Genomic DNA, 13,559 nt, shown 5'->3' with positions numbered 1-13,559 from the left:
ACCTCAGCCGTGTACGGCTGAGGTGAACCCGCTCTAAGCTCCGTTGCCGGACCGCAGCGGAGCGCGCCGTGATCAACCTGCGCAGCCTCGACCTCAACCTGCTCACCGTCTTCGAGGCGGTCTACGAGGCCGGCTCCATCACCCGCGCGGCGGAACGCCTGGCGCTGTCGGTCTCCGCCACCAGCCATGCGATGGCGCGGCTCCGCGACGTCTGCGGCGACGAGCTCTTCTCCCGCATCGGGCAGGGCGTGCAGCCCACCCCGGTCGCGACCCGCATCTACCCCGAGATCCGCAAGGCGCTCGACCTGCTGCGGCGCTCGATCGCGGAGGCCAGGGGGTTCGACCCCGCGACCTCGACGCGCGAATTCGCGATCTCCATTCCGCATCCGCTGGGTCCCGTTTGGGCGCTCGCGATCCGCGAGGCCGCGCTGGAGGCCGCGCCGAAGCTCGTGCTGCGCTTCGAGACGCGGACGCTCCCGGTCGAGCAGACCGAGCGGATGCGCGCCGGCACGCTCGACCTCGCGGTGGACTGGCTGCCGCCGGCGGATGACCGCTTCGTGCTGCGCAAGCTCTTCGACGACCACCTGGTGCTGGTCGCGCGCGCCGGCCATCCCCGCATCGGGCCTGATGCGACGGCCGAGGCGATCCGCGCGGAATGCTTCGTGCGCGGCTACCGCCGCCCGGGACCGCTGTCGAACGCGCTGACGCTTGTCGCCGCCGCCGCGGACGAGGTGTCGACGGATTGGCGCATCGAGGTCAGCGAGGCGCTGGAGATCCCGCTGGTGGTCTCGCGCAGCGACCTGCTGGGCTATGTGCCGGCCAGCATGCAGAAGCGCGCGGTCGAGGATTTCGGCCTGGCGGTCCTCCCCTCCGCCGTCTCGGACGTACCCATCCCGATCCTGTCCATCTGGCACGAGACCCGCCGCAGCGACGAAGGCCATCGCTGGCTGCGCGACTTCGTGGCTGAGCACGTGATGTCCCTGGCCGGCTGACCCGCCGGTTGCAGCGCGTCGAAGGCGCGCTTGCACCGCCATGCGTCACGCCCTGCGCGGCTTCCGGGCTTCTCTCCGTCCCGTAATGAACGGAGGGACCGCCGATGCGCGGCATCGAACTGCCCGCCGCGGCGCAGGGCGGCGACCACTGGCTGACCATGGACGGATCGCGCCTGCACGCGCTGGCGGAGGACACCCGCCGCCTGCTCTGCCGCGACTGGTCGGAACGGCACCTGCGGCTGCGCCATCTCATGATGCTCGTGCTGTTCCACCAGTTCGAGGGCGTGCGCGACGCCGTGCGGGTCGCGGCGCTCTCGCCGGACGCGGCGGCGGCCGGCATGCGCTCCGACTTCGGGCTCGGCTACCTCTCGGGCCTGGTCGCCGACTATGCCGAGACCTGCGGCCTGCCCGCGGATGGCGGGATCGCGTCCGCGGCGCGGCTCGACCTGCATCTCTTCACCTTCGGCCTGGTGGAAGGCCAGGCGCTGCTCGCGACGCGGGACCACGTGATGCAGGGCGACGGCTTCGCGCGCGGCCAGGTCATGGCGGAATGGGACGTCGAGACCTACAAGGCCTGGCTGGAGGGCGCCGATGACGACCCCGCCCAGGGCCTGCGCGACGGGCTGATGCGCATCGCGGCCGCGCCAGGCGGGCTGGCGAAGGCGGCCTGGGTCGGCTGGGCCTGAAAAGGGGCCCGCAATCGCCCGATCCCCGGCCGGGCGGCGCTCAGGCCCCGGCGCGCATCACCTTCGGGATCTCCTCCCGGAAGCGGAAGCGCAGCGCGGACCAGGTGTCGTCCAGCGCGATCTGGGTGACCGGCAGCAGGCCCTCGGAGGTCACGGGGTCCCAGCCATGGTCGCGGTCGAGGTCTGAGCGCACCGGACCGGTCTTCTTGGGATAGGCGAACCACAGCCGAGCGCCGATGCCATAGAGGTTCAGCGCGCGCGGGGCGATCGCCCGCAGCGTGGCGCGGTCCGTCGCGAAAGCCAGGATAAGGTCGGCCGCGGCGGTCGCCCCGCTCGGCAGCCCAAAAGTCAAGCCAGGCGGGTTTCCGATCACCGCGCAAGCCATACCCGGGCGGTAGCCAAGCTTCCTTGCTACCTCCCCGATCACGACGCCCATCGTCCAGCCAGTTCCGTCAGAGGGTTGTAAGACAAGACGGGGGCCATAGCGCATAACCCGGGGGAGTGCAGCATTTTCCTGGACAGGGCCGCCCTGCATTTTTCGGCTCCCCCTCTGGCGCATTAACACTTGAAAAATGCGTGACAGAACCGTTTCGGCCTGGCGCGGACGCTTTCCGGCCCGCGTTCCGGCACCGTTCCTCCCCGCGGAAGCCTCTGGACAGCCCGGCCGGCCGACGGCCAGGGTCCTGTTGCGATGCAAAACGCCTTTCCTGCCTTCCCTCCGGGGCTCCGGCACAGCCTGACCCACCGGATCGCGACCGCCGAGATCGCCGCGGTGGCGGCGATCCTCGGCACCGGCGACCCCGCCCTGTCGCCGCGCGCGGCCGCGGCGCTGATGACCCGGCTTCTGGTCACTCGCTTCCCTGGGCGCGGCACCCGCCTCCTTCGGGAGGATTTCCGCTATGCCGGCGAGCTGGCCGAGGGCGATCTGGTGGAACTGTCGGCCGAGGTGGCGGCGCCGGGCACGGCTGGCGGGCTGCTTGTGCGCTGCGCCGTCCGCCAGTCCGACGGCACCGCCGTCCTGGAGGGCGTGGCCGAGGTCCTGCCCCCGGACGCCCCGGCCACCCTGCCGGACTCTCCCTTTGGCACCCAGCCCCGCCGGATGATGGACCATCTGCTCGGCCTCTGCCGCGGCAGGCCGGCGGTGCCGACCGCCGTCGTGCATCCCTGCGACGTCGCCTCGCTGGAAGGCGCCGTGCTGGCAGCGCGCCACGGCCTGATCGAGCCGATCCTGGTCGGACCGGAAGCCCGCATCCGCACGGCGGCCGAGCAGGGCGGGCTCGACATCGCGGGCCTGGCCCTGGTCGCGGCCCCGCACAGCCATGCCAGCGCGGAACGCGCGGTGGCCGAGGTCGCCACCGGCCGCGCCGCGGCCCTGATGAAAGGCAGCCTGCATACGGACGAGCTGCTCTCGGCCGCGCTCGCCCGCGCGGCCGGCCTGCGGACGGAGCGCCGGGTCAGCCATGCCTTCGTGATGGACGCGCCGCTCTATCCCCGGCTGCTGATCATCACCGACGCCGCCATCAACATCGCCCCCGACCTCGAGGCCAAGGCCGACATCGTGCGCAACGCGATCGGCCTGGCCGCCGCGATCGGGGTGGATTTGCCGAAGGTCGCGATCCTCTCGGCGGTGGAGACGGTGACGCCCCGGATGGCCAGCACGCTGGAGGCCGCGGCGCTCTGCAAGATGGCCGATCGCGGCCAGATCGTGGGGGGGCTGCTGGACGGGCCGCTCGCCTTCGACAACGCGGTCAGCGAGGCCGCGGCGCGCACCAAGGGCATCGTCAGCGCGGTCGCCGGCCGGGCCGACGTGCTGGTCGTCCCCGACATCGAGAGCGGCAACATGCTGGCCAAGCAGCTCGCCCTGCTCGGGGGCGCGGAGAGTGCGGGGATCGTGCTCGGGCTGCGCGTGCCCGTGGCGCTGACCAGCCGCAGCGACGACGCTGCGTCGAGGCTGGCCTCCGCGGCGCTGCTGCGTGTGATGGCGGAATAGGACCCCTCAGCCGCAGCGGCAGCTGTCGCCGGGGCTCTTGTTGAGGTTCTGCCGCACCCAGGTCACGCCGTCGGGCTGAAAGTCGAAGCTCGGGCCGATGATGCAGATCCGGGCATGGCCAAGGCGCGACTGGACCTGCTGGATCGTCGAGCGTTCAACCAGGATGCGCTCGTTGGCGCAGAAGACGGTGGCGGGCGTGGATTGCGCGAAGGCCGGCAACGCCATCGCGGCGAGCCCGGCAGCGGCGAGCAGGATCTGGCGCAGCATGGAAGCTCTTCCTCGAGCAGGATTCCGGCAGCGGGATCATGACGCCGCCGATGCCGGTGCTGCAAGGCGTGGCGCCGGGGTCCGCGGCCTTCACCGCGGCCCGGGCCTGGCAAGTTCCGGCGTGGCCGGCGACTGAAGGCGCAGGGTCAGGCGGCGCGCGCCGCGCATCACCCGGCCTGCGGCGGCGAGCGCGCGGGCGAGCGTTGCGACGCTCCATCCGGCGGGCCGCGGTGGCGCTTCCTCCAGCCAATGCTCGGCGTACCAGCCGGGATCGACCTGGAAGGCCTGCATGGGATGCCGTGGCCGGTTGCTGCGGGATGTCATCGGACGCTCCTTTCTCCATCGCCGGGGCCTTTGCCGGCCCGCCGCGACAGGGCCACCATGCGGCAGGGGCCCGCCTTCCGCTTTCGCGCCGCTTCCGTTTTCCTGAGGCAGGCCTCGCTTCTCCTTTGCTAGGGTCGCCAAGGCGCCGGACGGCGCGGAGCGGGCGATGCGCTGGCATTTCGCGGAGTTCTGCCTGGACACGGACCGGCGGGAGCTGCGCCGCCGTGGCGAAGCCGTGCGGATCGAGCCGCAGGCCTTCGACCTGCTTGAACACCTGATCGTGCACCGCGACCGGCTGGTGACGCGCGACGACCTGATCGAGGGCGTTTGGGGCGGGCGCATCGTCTCGGAGTCCGCGCTCGCCACCTGCATCAACGCCGCGCGCGTCGCGGTCGGCGACAGCGGCGACCGCCAGGCGCTGATCCGCACCATCCCGCGCAAGGGTCTTCGCTTCGTCGGCGACGCCAGGGAGGAGGTGGGCGCGTCTTCCGCTCCACCGCCCGCGCCGGTGCCGCTGCCGGACCGTCCCTCAATCGCCGTGCTGCCCTTCGACAACCTCGGTGCAGACCCCGCGCAGGACTACTTCGCCGACGGCATCGTCGAGGGGATCATCACCGGCCTCTGCCGCGCGCGCTGGCTGTTCGTCATCGCGCGCAATTCGAGCTTCGCCTACAAGGGCCGGGCGGTGCCGGTGACGCAGGTCGGGCGCGAGCTCGGCGTGCGCTATGTGCTCGGCGGCAGCATCCAGCGCGCCGGCAGCCGCGTGCGGATCGGCGCGCAGCTCCTGGATACGACGACCGGCGCGCATCTCTGGGCCGAGCGCTTCGACCGGGTGCTCGAGGATGTCTTCGCGCTGCAGGACGAGGTCGCCGTCGCGGTGGTCGGGGCGCTGGCGCCGCGGCTGGAGGACGCCGAGATCGCGCGGGCCCGCCGCAAGCCCACCGACAGCCTGGACGCTTACGACCTGGTGCTGCGCGGCATGGCCGAGCACCGGCGCTGGACGCGGGACGCGATCACGGAGGCGCTGCGGCTCTACATGGCCTCGACGGCGATCGACGACCGCTTCGCGATGGCGCACAGCCTGGCGAGCCTCTGCTACCACGAGCGCGCCGCGAATGGCTGGATGGCGGATCGTGATAGCGAGTCGGCGGAGGCGATGCGCCTGGCTGCGCGCGCGCTGGAGCTTGGCCGGGACGATGCCGCGATCCTCGCCTGCGTGGCTTCGGTCTACGCGCAGATCGCACAGGACATAGAAGCGGCGAGTGACCTCATCGCGGAGGCGCTCGCGATCGACGCCAACCAGGCCTACGCCTGGCTGCTCCGCGGCTGGGTGAAGGCCTGGAACTGCGCGTCGGAGGAAGCGATCGAGAGCTTCCAGACGATGATGCGGCTCAGCCCGCTCGATCCGCATGTCTTCCGGGCACAGGCCGGCATCGGCGCCGCGCATCTGGTCGCCCGCCGCTTCGAGGAAGCGCGCCTCTGGGCTGAGCGCGCGCACCGGGCCAACCCGGTCTACGGCCCACCGTTGCGCGTCGCCGCCGCGGCGCTGGCGCATGCCGGACGGCTAGAAGATGCGAGGCGGGTCATGGCCGAACTCAGAGCGAACGACCCGGGCCTCAGGATCGCCAACCTGCGGCAGCGCGCGCCGTGGCGCGCGGAGGCTTTCGCCGTGCTCGCGGATGGGCTGCGGCTGGCAGGTCTGCCGGAATAGCAGGCCCCCAGCCGCATCCCGCCCTACTCCGCCGCCACCGCGATCGGCTTGCCGCCGCCCGCGCCGTTGTCCGGCTTGTCGCCCCGCGTCTTCCAGAGGGAATAGAGGACGCCGCCCGCGATCAGCGCCAGCGTGACGCCGAGCGAGATGATGGGGTCCACCTTCCCGAAGATCTGGTTCCAGAAGATCTTCGTGCCGATGAAGACCAGCACCAGCGCCAGCGCGTATTTCAGGTAGTGGAAGCGGTGCACCATCGCGGCCAGCGCGAAATACAGCGCGCGCAGGCCGAGGATCGCCATGATGTTGGCGGTGAAGACGATGAAGGTGTCGGTGGTGATCGCGAAGATCGCCGGCACGCTGTCCACCGCGAAGATCAGGTCGGCGATGTTGATCACCACCAGCGCCAGGAACAGCGGCGTCGCGAAGAGCACGACCTTGCCCTTCGCGGGGTCCAGCTGGCGGACGAAGAACTTCTGGCCGTGCAGCTGGTCCGTCACCCGCATGTGCCTGCGGAAGAAGCGCACCACCGGGTTCTTCGAGATGTCGGGATCGCCCTCCGGCACGACCAGCATCTTCACGCCGGTCGCGATCAGGAAGGCGCCGAAGACGAAGAGGATCCAGGCGTATTCCTGCACCAGCGCCGCGCCGACGCCGATCATCAGGCCGCGCAGCAGGATCACCGCGATGATGCCCCAGACCAGCGCGCGGTACTGGTACTTCCGCGGGATGGCGAAGAAGCCGAAGATCAGGCTGATGACGAAGACGTTGTCGATGGACAGCGCCTTCTCGATGGAGAAGCCGGTGAAATAGGTGATGCCGGCATGGGTGCCGTCGGCTGTGGCGACGTGCCCGGCCTCGTAGCCCCACCAGATCACGCCGCCGAAGATCATGGCGACAGTGATGTAGAAGGCGGACAGCCACAGGCTCTCGGCGATGCCCATTTCCTTGTCGTCCCTGTGGAGGACGCCGAGGTCGAAGGCGAGCAGCACGAAGACGATGGCGAGGAAGCCGAGCCACATCCAGGCGGGCTGGCCGATCCAGAGGGCTGCGAGGAATTCCATGGCGGGTCCGTTCTCCCGGAACACGCCCGTCCCCGATCGCTGTCGGGCCCGGGCATCCTGTTACGCCTGCCCGACAGGCCCCACCTGCGGCCAGCGAAGCTGGCCGAGGCCGCTTCTGCGGCCCGCCGCTGGTGCGGCGAGCCAAGCGAAGCGCCGGCGCCTGAGGGCGACATGCTGCCGCATGTCGCGTGGCAAGCACGATGCGATCCGACATCGCGGGGGCGGCAGGCGGGCTGCCGACCCGTCCGCCAGAGGGGCCCGGATCAGGGAGGCGATCTGGCCGAAGCCGGCACGGCTTTCAAGAGTTACAGTTCGTAAATCCGGGAGTCATGTTCAATTTAATCTTCGCGGCAGCCGCGGAGGCCGGATTCACCGTTTCCCCCGGGTTGTCTCCCGCCGCGCGACGCGCCATGTGCGGTTTGCGCCGGACCCGAACGCGGACTAGTGTCCGGCCCCAGTCAACCTGGTTGGGATCAACCCGGATGGAAGGCGGGCCGGGAGCCGCTTCCACTCCGCTTACGGGATCGAGGCGTCACGATGGGTTCGTTCAGCATCTGGCACTGGCTTGTGGTGCTGCTGGTCATCCTGCTGCTGTTCGGCAGCGGCAAGATCAGTGGGCTGATGGGCGACCTGGCCAAGGGCATCAAGTCCTTCAAGCAGAACATCAAGGAAGAGGAGAAGGACGCCTCCATGGCGGCCGACGCGGCGTCGCAGACGCCGGCGACGCCGGCGGGCAACCTCTCCGGGCCCCAGGGGGCCACGGCCAGCACGGCGCAGGCCCAGCCTAACCCGACCCGCCCCGCGGCCTGAACCGCGGCCGGCGGGGCGCTTGGCCTCGAGCCGGGGTGCCGCGCCCGAGTATCGCCGCGCCGACCCCGGAAGGGGCCGGCGCGTTGCGTTTGAGGGGAGCGATGGGGGTCCCTTACGACATCGCCGAGGCGATCGTCGCCGCGGGCAGGCGGATGGACGCGCTCGGCTTCGTGCCGGCGACAGCGGGGAATTTCTCCGTCCGGCTCGCCGACGGGTGTATCGCCATCACCGCCTCGGGCCGGCACAAGGGCTTCCTGACGCCAGACGACGTCATCGCCGTGGATACCGAGGGCGCGCCGCTGCAGCAGGGCCACAAGGCCTCGGCCGAGACGCTGCTGCATTGCGGGATCTACCGCCGCTTCCCCGATGCCGGCGCCGTGCTGCACGGCCATTCCATCGCCAACACCGTGCTGTCGCGCCGCGCGGGCAACACGCCGCTGCGCCTGGCGGCATTCGAACTGCTGAAGGCCTTCCCAGGCCTGCCCACGCATGAGGCCGAGATCCTGCTGCCGGTGGTGCCGAACGACCAGGACATCGCGCGCATGCAGCGCGGGCTCGATGCGTTGTGGGACGCCATGGGTTCCGTCCCGCCGGGCTACTTGATCGCGGGCCACGGGTCCTATGTATGGGCGCCCGACATGCCGACCGCCCTGGTCCGCATGGAGGCGTTGGACTTCATGCTCCGCTGCGAGCTCGAGGAGAGGAGGACGCCGGCATGAGCCGCCTGACCGTCTGGGACGCCGACACCAACCGGCAGGTCCTGGTCACCGAGGACCCGAAGGCGATCGCCGCCGAGCTGAAGGCGATCGGCGTGCGCTTCGAGCAGTGGCCGATCGCGCCGATCCCGGCCAGCGCCTCGGCCGAGGAGATCCTGGAGGCCTATCGCCCGCATCTCGATGCCTTCCTCGCCGCGACGGGGGCGGGCACGGCCGATGTCATCAAGCTCACGCCCGACCATCCGCAGAAGGATGCGATGCGCGCGAAGTTCCTGTCGGAGCACACCCACACCGAGGACGAGGTGCGCTTCTTCCATGCCGGCACCGGCAACTTCGTGCTGCATATGAACGGCAAGGTCTTCGACGCGCATTGCGGCGCCGGCGACCTCATCAGTGTGCCGGCGAACAGCAAGCACTGGTTCGACGCCGGCGAGAACCCGTCCTTCGCGGTGGTGCGCGTGTTCACCGCGACGTCGGGCTGGACGCCGCACTACACCGGGACCGACATGGCGGAGAAGTTCCCGGCGGCGACTTCTTGATTGCCTCAGGCGCCGGCGCGGCCTCTGGCCGCTTGGCTTGCGCGCAGGCCACTGTCGACCTGGCGATGAGGTCGGTTTGTGCGCGGGCCGCATTCGCGGCCTCGGCCCGCTGCGCCGGCCGCCAGTGAAGGCCATCCTCACCGACATCGAGGGCACGACCAGCGCGATCGCCTTCGTCAAGGACATGCTCTTCCCCTTCGCCGAGGCCGCGCTCGACGGCTTCCTCGACGCGCACGGCTCCGACCCGCAGGTCGCCGCGATCCTTGCCGACATTCCCGGCCCCGATCCCCGCGCGCAGCTCCGCCGCTGGATGAAGGACGACGCGAAGGTCACGCCCCTCAAGTCGCTCCAGGGCCTGATCTGGCGCGCGGGCTTCGAGGACGGGCGGCTCAAGGGCCATCTCTGGCCCGACGTGCCCGCCGCGCTCCGCGCCTGGCACGCGGCCGGCCTCGCGCTCGCCGTCTATTCGTCGGGATCGGTGGAGGCGCAGAAGCTGCTTTTCCGGCATTCGCTGGCCGGCGACCTCGAGCCGCTCTTCGCCGGCTTCTTCGACACACGCATCGGCGCGAAGCGGGAGACAGTGTCCTACGCCGCGATCGCGCGCGAGCTCGGCCTGCCGCCCGCCGAGGTCCTGTTCCTCTCCGACGTCGCGGAGGAGCTCGACGCCGCTGCCGCCGCGGGGCTTGCGACCTGCCAGCTCGTCCGCGCCGGCGACGGCACGAAGCCCAGCGGCCGGCACCCGGAGGCCGCGGATTTCCCGGCCGTAACCAGACACTTCGCGCTCCCGGTGCCGGGGTGACAGCGCGCCTCCGCTCGGGCTAGATGCGCGCGATCCCGCGGCGGGAGCCTCCCCCATGCTGACGACCTACACCCTAGCCGAGGGACGCGTCCTCTCGCAGGACGGGCTCCTGCCGCCAGAGTCGCTGCGCCAAGCCGTCTGGATCGACCTGCTGAACCCGACGCCCGAGGAGGAACGCGCCGTCCAGGGCGCCTTGCGGCTCGAGGTCCCGACGCGGGAGGAGATGCAGGAGATCGAAAGCTCCTCGCGTCTCTATCGCGAGGACGACGTGCTCTTCCTCACCGCCAACTTCCTCTACGGCGTGGAGGGCGGGGAATACGGCTCGACCGCCATCACCTTCGTCCTCGCCAGCCAGTCGCTGGTCACGGTGCGCTACCAGACGCCCAGGGCCTTCGCGGTCTTCGCGCTGCGCTGCCAGAAGAACCCGGGCCTGGTCGCCTCGCCCGACGGGGTGATGCTGCATCTCTTCGAGCAGATCGTGGACCGGCTCGCCGACATCCTGGAGCGCGTGGGATCCGACATGGACCGCGCGTCGTCTGCCGCCTTCCGCAGCGCGCGCAGCTCGATCAAGGCGAACAAGCGCGATGCCGACCTGAGGGAAGCGCTGATCACCCTCGGCCAGGTCGGCGAGGTCACGACGCGGGCCTCGGAGACGCTGCTCGGGCTCACGCGCATCCTGACCTTCGTCGGCGCCGAGAAGGCGACCGCGGTCAGGAAGGAGAACCAGGCGCTGATCAAGACGCTGGTACGCGACGTGCGCAGCCTGGTCGATCACGCGGGGTTCCTGAACAACAAGGCGAATTTCCTGCTCGACGCCGTGCTCGGCATCCTCAACGTCGAGCAGAACAACATCATCAAGACCTTTACTGTGGCCTCGGTGGCCTTGATGCCGCCGACGCTGATCGCCAGCATCTACGGCATGAACTTCGAATACATGCCGGAACTGAAGCAGGGCTGGGGCTATCCGGCGGCGCTGGCGCTGATGGTTGTCTCGGCGCTGCTGCCGATCCTCTATTTCCGGCGGAAGGGCTGGCTCTGACCCGCCGCGCCGGCTTCGCCCTGCTGCTGCTGGCCGGCGCCGCCCACGCGCAGGAGGCGCCCTCCGCGCCCGGGCCGGCCTGCCCGGCGCGCGGCCAGCCCGCGGTCTCGGTGGAGTTGGTGGATCCCGCGCCGCGGGTGCTGCCGCCGCGCCCGGCCGCCGCGCTGCGCACCGAGGCCGGCGGCGTGCCGGACGGCGCCTTCCCGCATCACCTCGGCCTCACCGTCAGCCGCGTCGAATCCCGCAGCGAGATCACGGTGCGCACCCAGGGGCCGGAAGGCGGGCCGGTCTGCGCCTTGCCGGCCGAGGTCAGGCTCTGGCTGACCCATGCCGAGCATTCGATCCGCCTGGCGCGCGAGCTGCCCGCCAATGGCTGCCTCGCCCAGGCGGTGCTGGCGCATGAGAAGCGGCATGCGGAGGTGAACCGCCGCACCCTGCGCGACGCCGCGCGGGAGCTCAGGGTCGTCGCGCGCGGCTGGGCCCTCCGGGCCGAGGCACGGGCCGACAGCGCGGGCGCGGCGGCGCTGGCGCTGCAGGACGAGCTCGGCCGGGCGATCGAGCCGGTGCTCGACCGGCTGCGCCAGGCCCGGGAGGACGGGCATGCCGCGATCGACACCTCGGGCGAGTACCGCCGGCTGAGCCAGCTCTGTCCCGGCGACCAGGCGAAGCTGCGCACGGCCCTCCGTCGGGGCTGACTGCACAAGGCGCGGGCAGTCGCGGCGCCGCGCGCCGCCGGAAGCCGGTCGCGCCCGGATTGACCCGACGATCCGCCCGCGCTTTCTCGGGCCCGCCACCCCGCCGAGAGGACGTCCCATGCCCGCCACGCACCGCATCGCCGCCACGCCGCAGACCGTGCGCTTCGGCGCCTTCGACGCGGCCTTCCCGCCCGTCGCCTCGGTCGCGTCCGGCGACCTCGTGGTGCTGGAATGCGTCTCCGGCGCGCCGGAGATCATGCCGAAGCCGGAGACCGGCATGAAGGTGCCGGCGGCACTCGCGGCGATCCACGCCGCCGACCCGCCGCGCATGGGCCCTCACATCATCACCGGCCCCGTCGAGGTGACGGGCGCCGAGCCCGGCGATGTGCTGCGCGTGGATGTCGAGAGGATCGAGCTCGGCAACGACTGGGGCTTCTGCGGCTTCCGCCCGCTCTTCGGCACGCTGCCCGAGGACTTCCCCTATGCCCGCATGCTGCACATCCCCGTGGACAAGGTGGCGATGACCTGCACGGTGCCGGTCGGTCCCGGCGTGACCATCCCGCTCTCTCCCTTCTTCGGCGTGATGGGCGTGGCGCCGCCGGCCGCCTGGGGCCGCATCTCGACCAAGGAGCCGCGGGCGCATGGCGGCAACCTCGACAACAAGGAGATCGGCGAGGGCGCGACGCTCTGGCTGCCGGTGCATGTCGCGGGCGCGATGTTCTCGGCCGGCGACGGGCATGGCGTGCAGGGCGATGGCGAGGTCTGCATCAATGCGCTCGAAATGTGCCTCAACGGCCATTTCCGCCTGAGCGTCGAGAAGGGCGGCGGCGCCAGCGACCCCGCGCTGAAGTTCCCCCGCGCCGAGACGAAGACCCACTACATCTCGATGGGCATGCACGAGGACCTGGATCTCGCGATGAAGCAGGCGCTGCGCGAGATGATCGGCTTCATCGTGGCGCGGATGAATGTGAGCGCGGCGGATGCCTACCAGCTCTGCTCGCTGGCGGTGGATTTCCACGTCACGCAGACCGTGAACGGCGAGAAGGGCGTGCACGGGATGCTGCGCAAGGGGCTGCTGTTCTGAGGCTGCCGCTCCCGGGTGGGCCACTTTTGGCTTTGGGGCTGACCGAGCTAAGGCTAGGACCGGGGGTCCGAAGCTTGTCCTAGGCCAGTCCAGTTGGCCAGGGTTTTGAGCAGACGGCGAGGCGGCGCGTAGTTGAAGCGCCACTCGCACTCCGCCAGGAACAGCGGGAAGCTTTGGCGGGGGATGCCGTTGTAGCGTCTCAAGTGGCGCTTGGCCTGGCTCCAGAAGTTCTCGATGCCGTTGATGTGGGCGCGGCCTTGCGCGTAGCTCCGCTTCTTGTCGACCCGGACGTGGCGGAATTCCGAGACGTCGAGCGCCGCGTAGCTGTGGTAGCCGTCGCTGTAGACGAGGGAGTCCGGCTGCACGCGCTGGCGGATGATCGGCATCAGCGTGCTGTGACGCAGGTCGGCGATCATCACCGCGTGCACCTGGCCGCGCCGCTTCAGCAGCCCGAACACCGGCACCTTGCCGGCCGCGCCGCGGCCGCGCACGCCCTTGCGGTGGCCGCCGAAGTAGCTCTCGTCGACCTCCACCTCGCCACCAAACGGGTGCCCCTCGCGGGTGCGCGCCCAGATCACCTCCCGGAGCTTGTGATAGAAGAGGATGGCGCTGTTGCGGTGGATGCCGAGCAGCTCGGCCGCTGTGCGCGCCGGCGTGCCGGCCACGAAGTATTCCAGCAGCCTTTCCTGTACCGAACGCGATAGCCGGCTCCGACGCCGCCTAACCATCTCGCCAACCTAGCCTTCTCAGCCTTAGCTAGGTCAGCCCCTTAGCGTTTTGGTCTTTTAGCGTTGAGGCGTCGCGCGCGCTTCGGACAAAGTCCCCACCCATCCCGGAAGGAGCGCC

At 70.6% G+C, this 13,559-nt stretch carries 16 protein-coding genes; 11 read left to right on the top strand and 5 right to left on the bottom strand.

What is annotated here, in order from left to right:
• The first annotated feature begins 68 nt into the window (after positions 1 to 68).
• Both ACLF3M_RS24465 and ACLF3M_RS24460 read left to right on the top strand, forming a co-directional pair.
• Positions 69 to 992 carry a LysR substrate-binding domain-containing protein gene (locus tag ACLF3M_RS24465; protein WP_430659605.1) on the top strand — a complete coding sequence of 308 codons (924 nt, stop codon included), beginning with the start codon at positions 69 to 71 and terminating at the stop codon, positions 990 to 992.
• Positions 993 to 1,096: 104 nt separating this feature from the next.
• Positions 1,097 to 1,678 (top strand): hypothetical protein, encoded by a 582-nt coding sequence (locus ACLF3M_RS24460; RefSeq protein WP_430659604.1) that lies wholly within the window; start codon positions 1,097 to 1,099, stop codon positions 1,676 to 1,678.
• 40 nt (positions 1,679 to 1,718) lie between these two features.
• Here the strand turns inward: ACLF3M_RS24460 and ACLF3M_RS24455 are convergent, their stop codons facing one another.
• Positions 1,719 to 2,030 carry a hypothetical protein gene (locus ACLF3M_RS24455; protein ID WP_430659603.1) on the bottom strand — a complete coding sequence of 104 codons (312 nt, stop codon included), beginning with the start codon at positions 2,028 to 2,030 and terminating at the stop codon, positions 1,719 to 1,721.
• A 339-nt stretch (positions 2,031 to 2,369) separates the two neighbouring features.
• Here ACLF3M_RS24455 and ACLF3M_RS24450 point away from each other — a divergent pair, with 339 nt between their 5' ends.
• Positions 2,370 to 3,668: a bifunctional enoyl-CoA hydratase/phosphate acetyltransferase gene (locus ACLF3M_RS24450; protein WP_430659602.1), complete on the top strand. Its 1,299-nt coding sequence runs from the start codon at positions 2,370 to 2,372 to the stop codon at positions 3,666 to 3,668.
• Between the two features lie 6 nt (positions 3,669 to 3,674).
• Here ACLF3M_RS24450 and ACLF3M_RS24445 read toward each other — a convergent pair whose 3' ends face one another.
• Together ACLF3M_RS24445 and ACLF3M_RS24440 are read right to left on the bottom strand one after the other, a co-directional pair.
• The gene (locus ACLF3M_RS24445) at positions 3,675 to 3,935 is read right to left on the bottom strand and encodes a hypothetical protein (protein WP_430659601.1); all 261 of its coding nucleotides are present in this window, start codon (positions 3,933 to 3,935) and stop codon (positions 3,675 to 3,677) included.
• 90 nt (positions 3,936 to 4,025) lie between these two features.
• Positions 4,026 to 4,259: a hypothetical protein gene (locus ACLF3M_RS24440; RefSeq protein WP_430659600.1), complete on the bottom strand. Its 234-nt coding sequence runs from the start codon at positions 4,257 to 4,259 to the stop codon at positions 4,026 to 4,028.
• A 166-nt stretch (positions 4,260 to 4,425) separates the two neighbouring features.
• Here ACLF3M_RS24440 and ACLF3M_RS24435 point away from each other — a divergent pair, with 166 nt between their 5' ends.
• Positions 4,426 to 5,970 carry a winged helix-turn-helix domain-containing protein gene (locus tag ACLF3M_RS24435; RefSeq protein ID WP_430659599.1) on the top strand — a complete coding sequence of 515 codons (1,545 nt, stop codon included), beginning with the start codon at positions 4,426 to 4,428 and terminating at the stop codon, positions 5,968 to 5,970.
• 23 nt (positions 5,971 to 5,993) lie between these two features.
• On the opposite strand, the gene ACLF3M_RS24430 is transcribed toward ACLF3M_RS24435, so the two are convergent.
• On the bottom strand, positions 5,994 to 7,031 hold the full coding sequence (locus tag ACLF3M_RS24430; protein WP_430659598.1) for a TerC family protein: 1,038 nt from the start codon (positions 7,029 to 7,031) through the stop codon (positions 5,994 to 5,996).
• Positions 7,032 to 7,568: 537 nt separating this feature from the next.
• On the opposite strand from ACLF3M_RS24430, the gene ACLF3M_RS24425 reads away from it, so the two are divergent.
• The 7 genes from ACLF3M_RS24425 (at position 7,569) to ACLF3M_RS24395 (ending at position 12,713) form a co-directional block, all read left to right on the top strand.
• Positions 7,569 to 7,841, top strand: coding sequence for a twin-arginine translocase TatA/TatE family subunit (locus ACLF3M_RS24425; RefSeq protein ID WP_430659597.1), 273 nt, complete (start codon positions 7,569 to 7,571; stop codon positions 7,839 to 7,841).
• A gap of 101 nt (positions 7,842 to 7,942) precedes the next feature.
• Positions 7,943 to 8,560, top strand: coding sequence for a methylthioribulose 1-phosphate dehydratase (locus ACLF3M_RS24420; protein ID WP_430659596.1), 618 nt, complete (start codon positions 7,943 to 7,945; stop codon positions 8,558 to 8,560).
• Positions 8,557 to 9,096: a 1,2-dihydroxy-3-keto-5-methylthiopentene dioxygenase gene (locus ACLF3M_RS24415; RefSeq protein WP_430659595.1), complete on the top strand. Its 540-nt coding sequence runs from the start codon at positions 8,557 to 8,559 to the stop codon at positions 9,094 to 9,096. The genes ACLF3M_RS24420 and ACLF3M_RS24415 overlap by 4 nt, the downstream gene beginning before the upstream one ends.
• Before the next feature lie 124 nt (positions 9,097 to 9,220).
• The gene (gene mtnC / locus ACLF3M_RS24410) at positions 9,221 to 9,895 is read left to right on the top strand and encodes an acireductone synthase (protein ID WP_430659594.1); all 675 of its coding nucleotides are present in this window, start codon (positions 9,221 to 9,223) and stop codon (positions 9,893 to 9,895) included.
• 55 nt (positions 9,896 to 9,950) lie between these two features.
• Positions 9,951 to 10,934: a magnesium/cobalt transporter CorA gene (corA, locus tag ACLF3M_RS24405; RefSeq protein WP_430659593.1), complete on the top strand. Its 984-nt coding sequence runs from the start codon at positions 9,951 to 9,953 to the stop codon at positions 10,932 to 10,934.
• Positions 10,935 to 11,053: 119 nt separating this feature from the next.
• Positions 11,054 to 11,629, top strand: a complete 576-nt coding sequence (locus ACLF3M_RS24400) for a hypothetical protein (RefSeq protein ID WP_430659592.1) — start codon at positions 11,054 to 11,056, stop codon at positions 11,627 to 11,629.
• Positions 11,630 to 11,747: 118 nt separating this feature from the next.
• On the top strand, positions 11,748 to 12,713 hold the full coding sequence (locus ACLF3M_RS24395; RefSeq protein ID WP_430659591.1) for an acetamidase/formamidase family protein: 966 nt from the start codon (positions 11,748 to 11,750) through the stop codon (positions 12,711 to 12,713).
• A gap of 53 nt (positions 12,714 to 12,766) precedes the next feature.
• Here ACLF3M_RS24395 and ACLF3M_RS24390 read toward each other — a convergent pair whose 3' ends face one another.
• Positions 12,767 to 13,441: an IS1595 family transposase gene (locus ACLF3M_RS24390; protein ID WP_430659590.1), complete on the bottom strand. Its 675-nt coding sequence runs from the start codon at positions 13,439 to 13,441 to the stop codon at positions 12,767 to 12,769.
• Between the last annotated feature and the right edge of the window lie 118 nt (positions 13,442 to 13,559).

The organism is Falsiroseomonas sp. HW251 (assembly GCF_050563545.1).
Taxonomy (GTDB): domain Bacteria; phylum Pseudomonadota; class Alphaproteobacteria; order Acetobacterales; family Acetobacteraceae; genus Falsiroseomonas.
Note: the sequence above shows the minus strand (reverse complement) of the source record. Positions and strands in the feature narration are given on the sequence as shown.

Excerpts from the sequence above, each read along its gene's own strand:
- corA (WP_430659593.1), top strand. The coding sequence starts at position 9,951 with ATGCTGACGACCTACACCCTAGCCGAGGGACGCGTCCTCTCGCAGGAC.
- ACLF3M_RS24460 (WP_430659604.1), top strand. The coding sequence starts at position 1,097 with ATGCGCGGCATCGAACTGCCCGCCGCGGCGCAGGGCGGCGACCACTGG.
- ACLF3M_RS24450 (WP_430659602.1), top strand. The coding sequence starts at position 2,370 with ATGCAAAACGCCTTTCCTGCCTTCCCTCCGGGGCTCCGGCACAGCCTG.
- ACLF3M_RS24420 (WP_430659596.1), top strand. The coding sequence starts at position 7,943 with ATGGGGGTCCCTTACGACATCGCCGAGGCGATCGTCGCCGCGGGCAGG.
- ACLF3M_RS24425 (WP_430659597.1), top strand. The coding sequence starts at position 7,569 with ATGGGTTCGTTCAGCATCTGGCACTGGCTTGTGGTGCTGCTGGTCATC.
- ACLF3M_RS24435 (WP_430659599.1), top strand. The coding sequence starts at position 4,426 with ATGCGCTGGCATTTCGCGGAGTTCTGCCTGGACACGGACCGGCGGGAG.
- ACLF3M_RS24440 (WP_430659600.1), bottom strand. The coding sequence starts at position 4,259 with ATGACATCCCGCAGCAACCGGCCACGGCATCCCATGCAGGCCTTCCAG.
- ACLF3M_RS24430 (WP_430659598.1), bottom strand. The coding sequence starts at position 7,031 with ATGGAATTCCTCGCAGCCCTCTGGATCGGCCAGCCCGCCTGGATGTGG.
- ACLF3M_RS24445 (WP_430659601.1), bottom strand. The coding sequence starts at position 3,935 with ATGCTGCGCCAGATCCTGCTCGCCGCTGCCGGGCTCGCCGCGATGGCG.
- ACLF3M_RS24390 (WP_430659590.1), bottom strand. The coding sequence starts at position 13,441 with ATGGTTAGGCGGCGTCGGAGCCGGCTATCGCGTTCGGTACAGGAAAGG.
- ACLF3M_RS24395 (WP_430659591.1), top strand. The coding sequence starts at position 11,748 with ATGCCCGCCACGCACCGCATCGCCGCCACGCCGCAGACCGTGCGCTTC.
- ACLF3M_RS24415 (WP_430659595.1), top strand. The coding sequence starts at position 8,557 with ATGAGCCGCCTGACCGTCTGGGACGCCGACACCAACCGGCAGGTCCTG.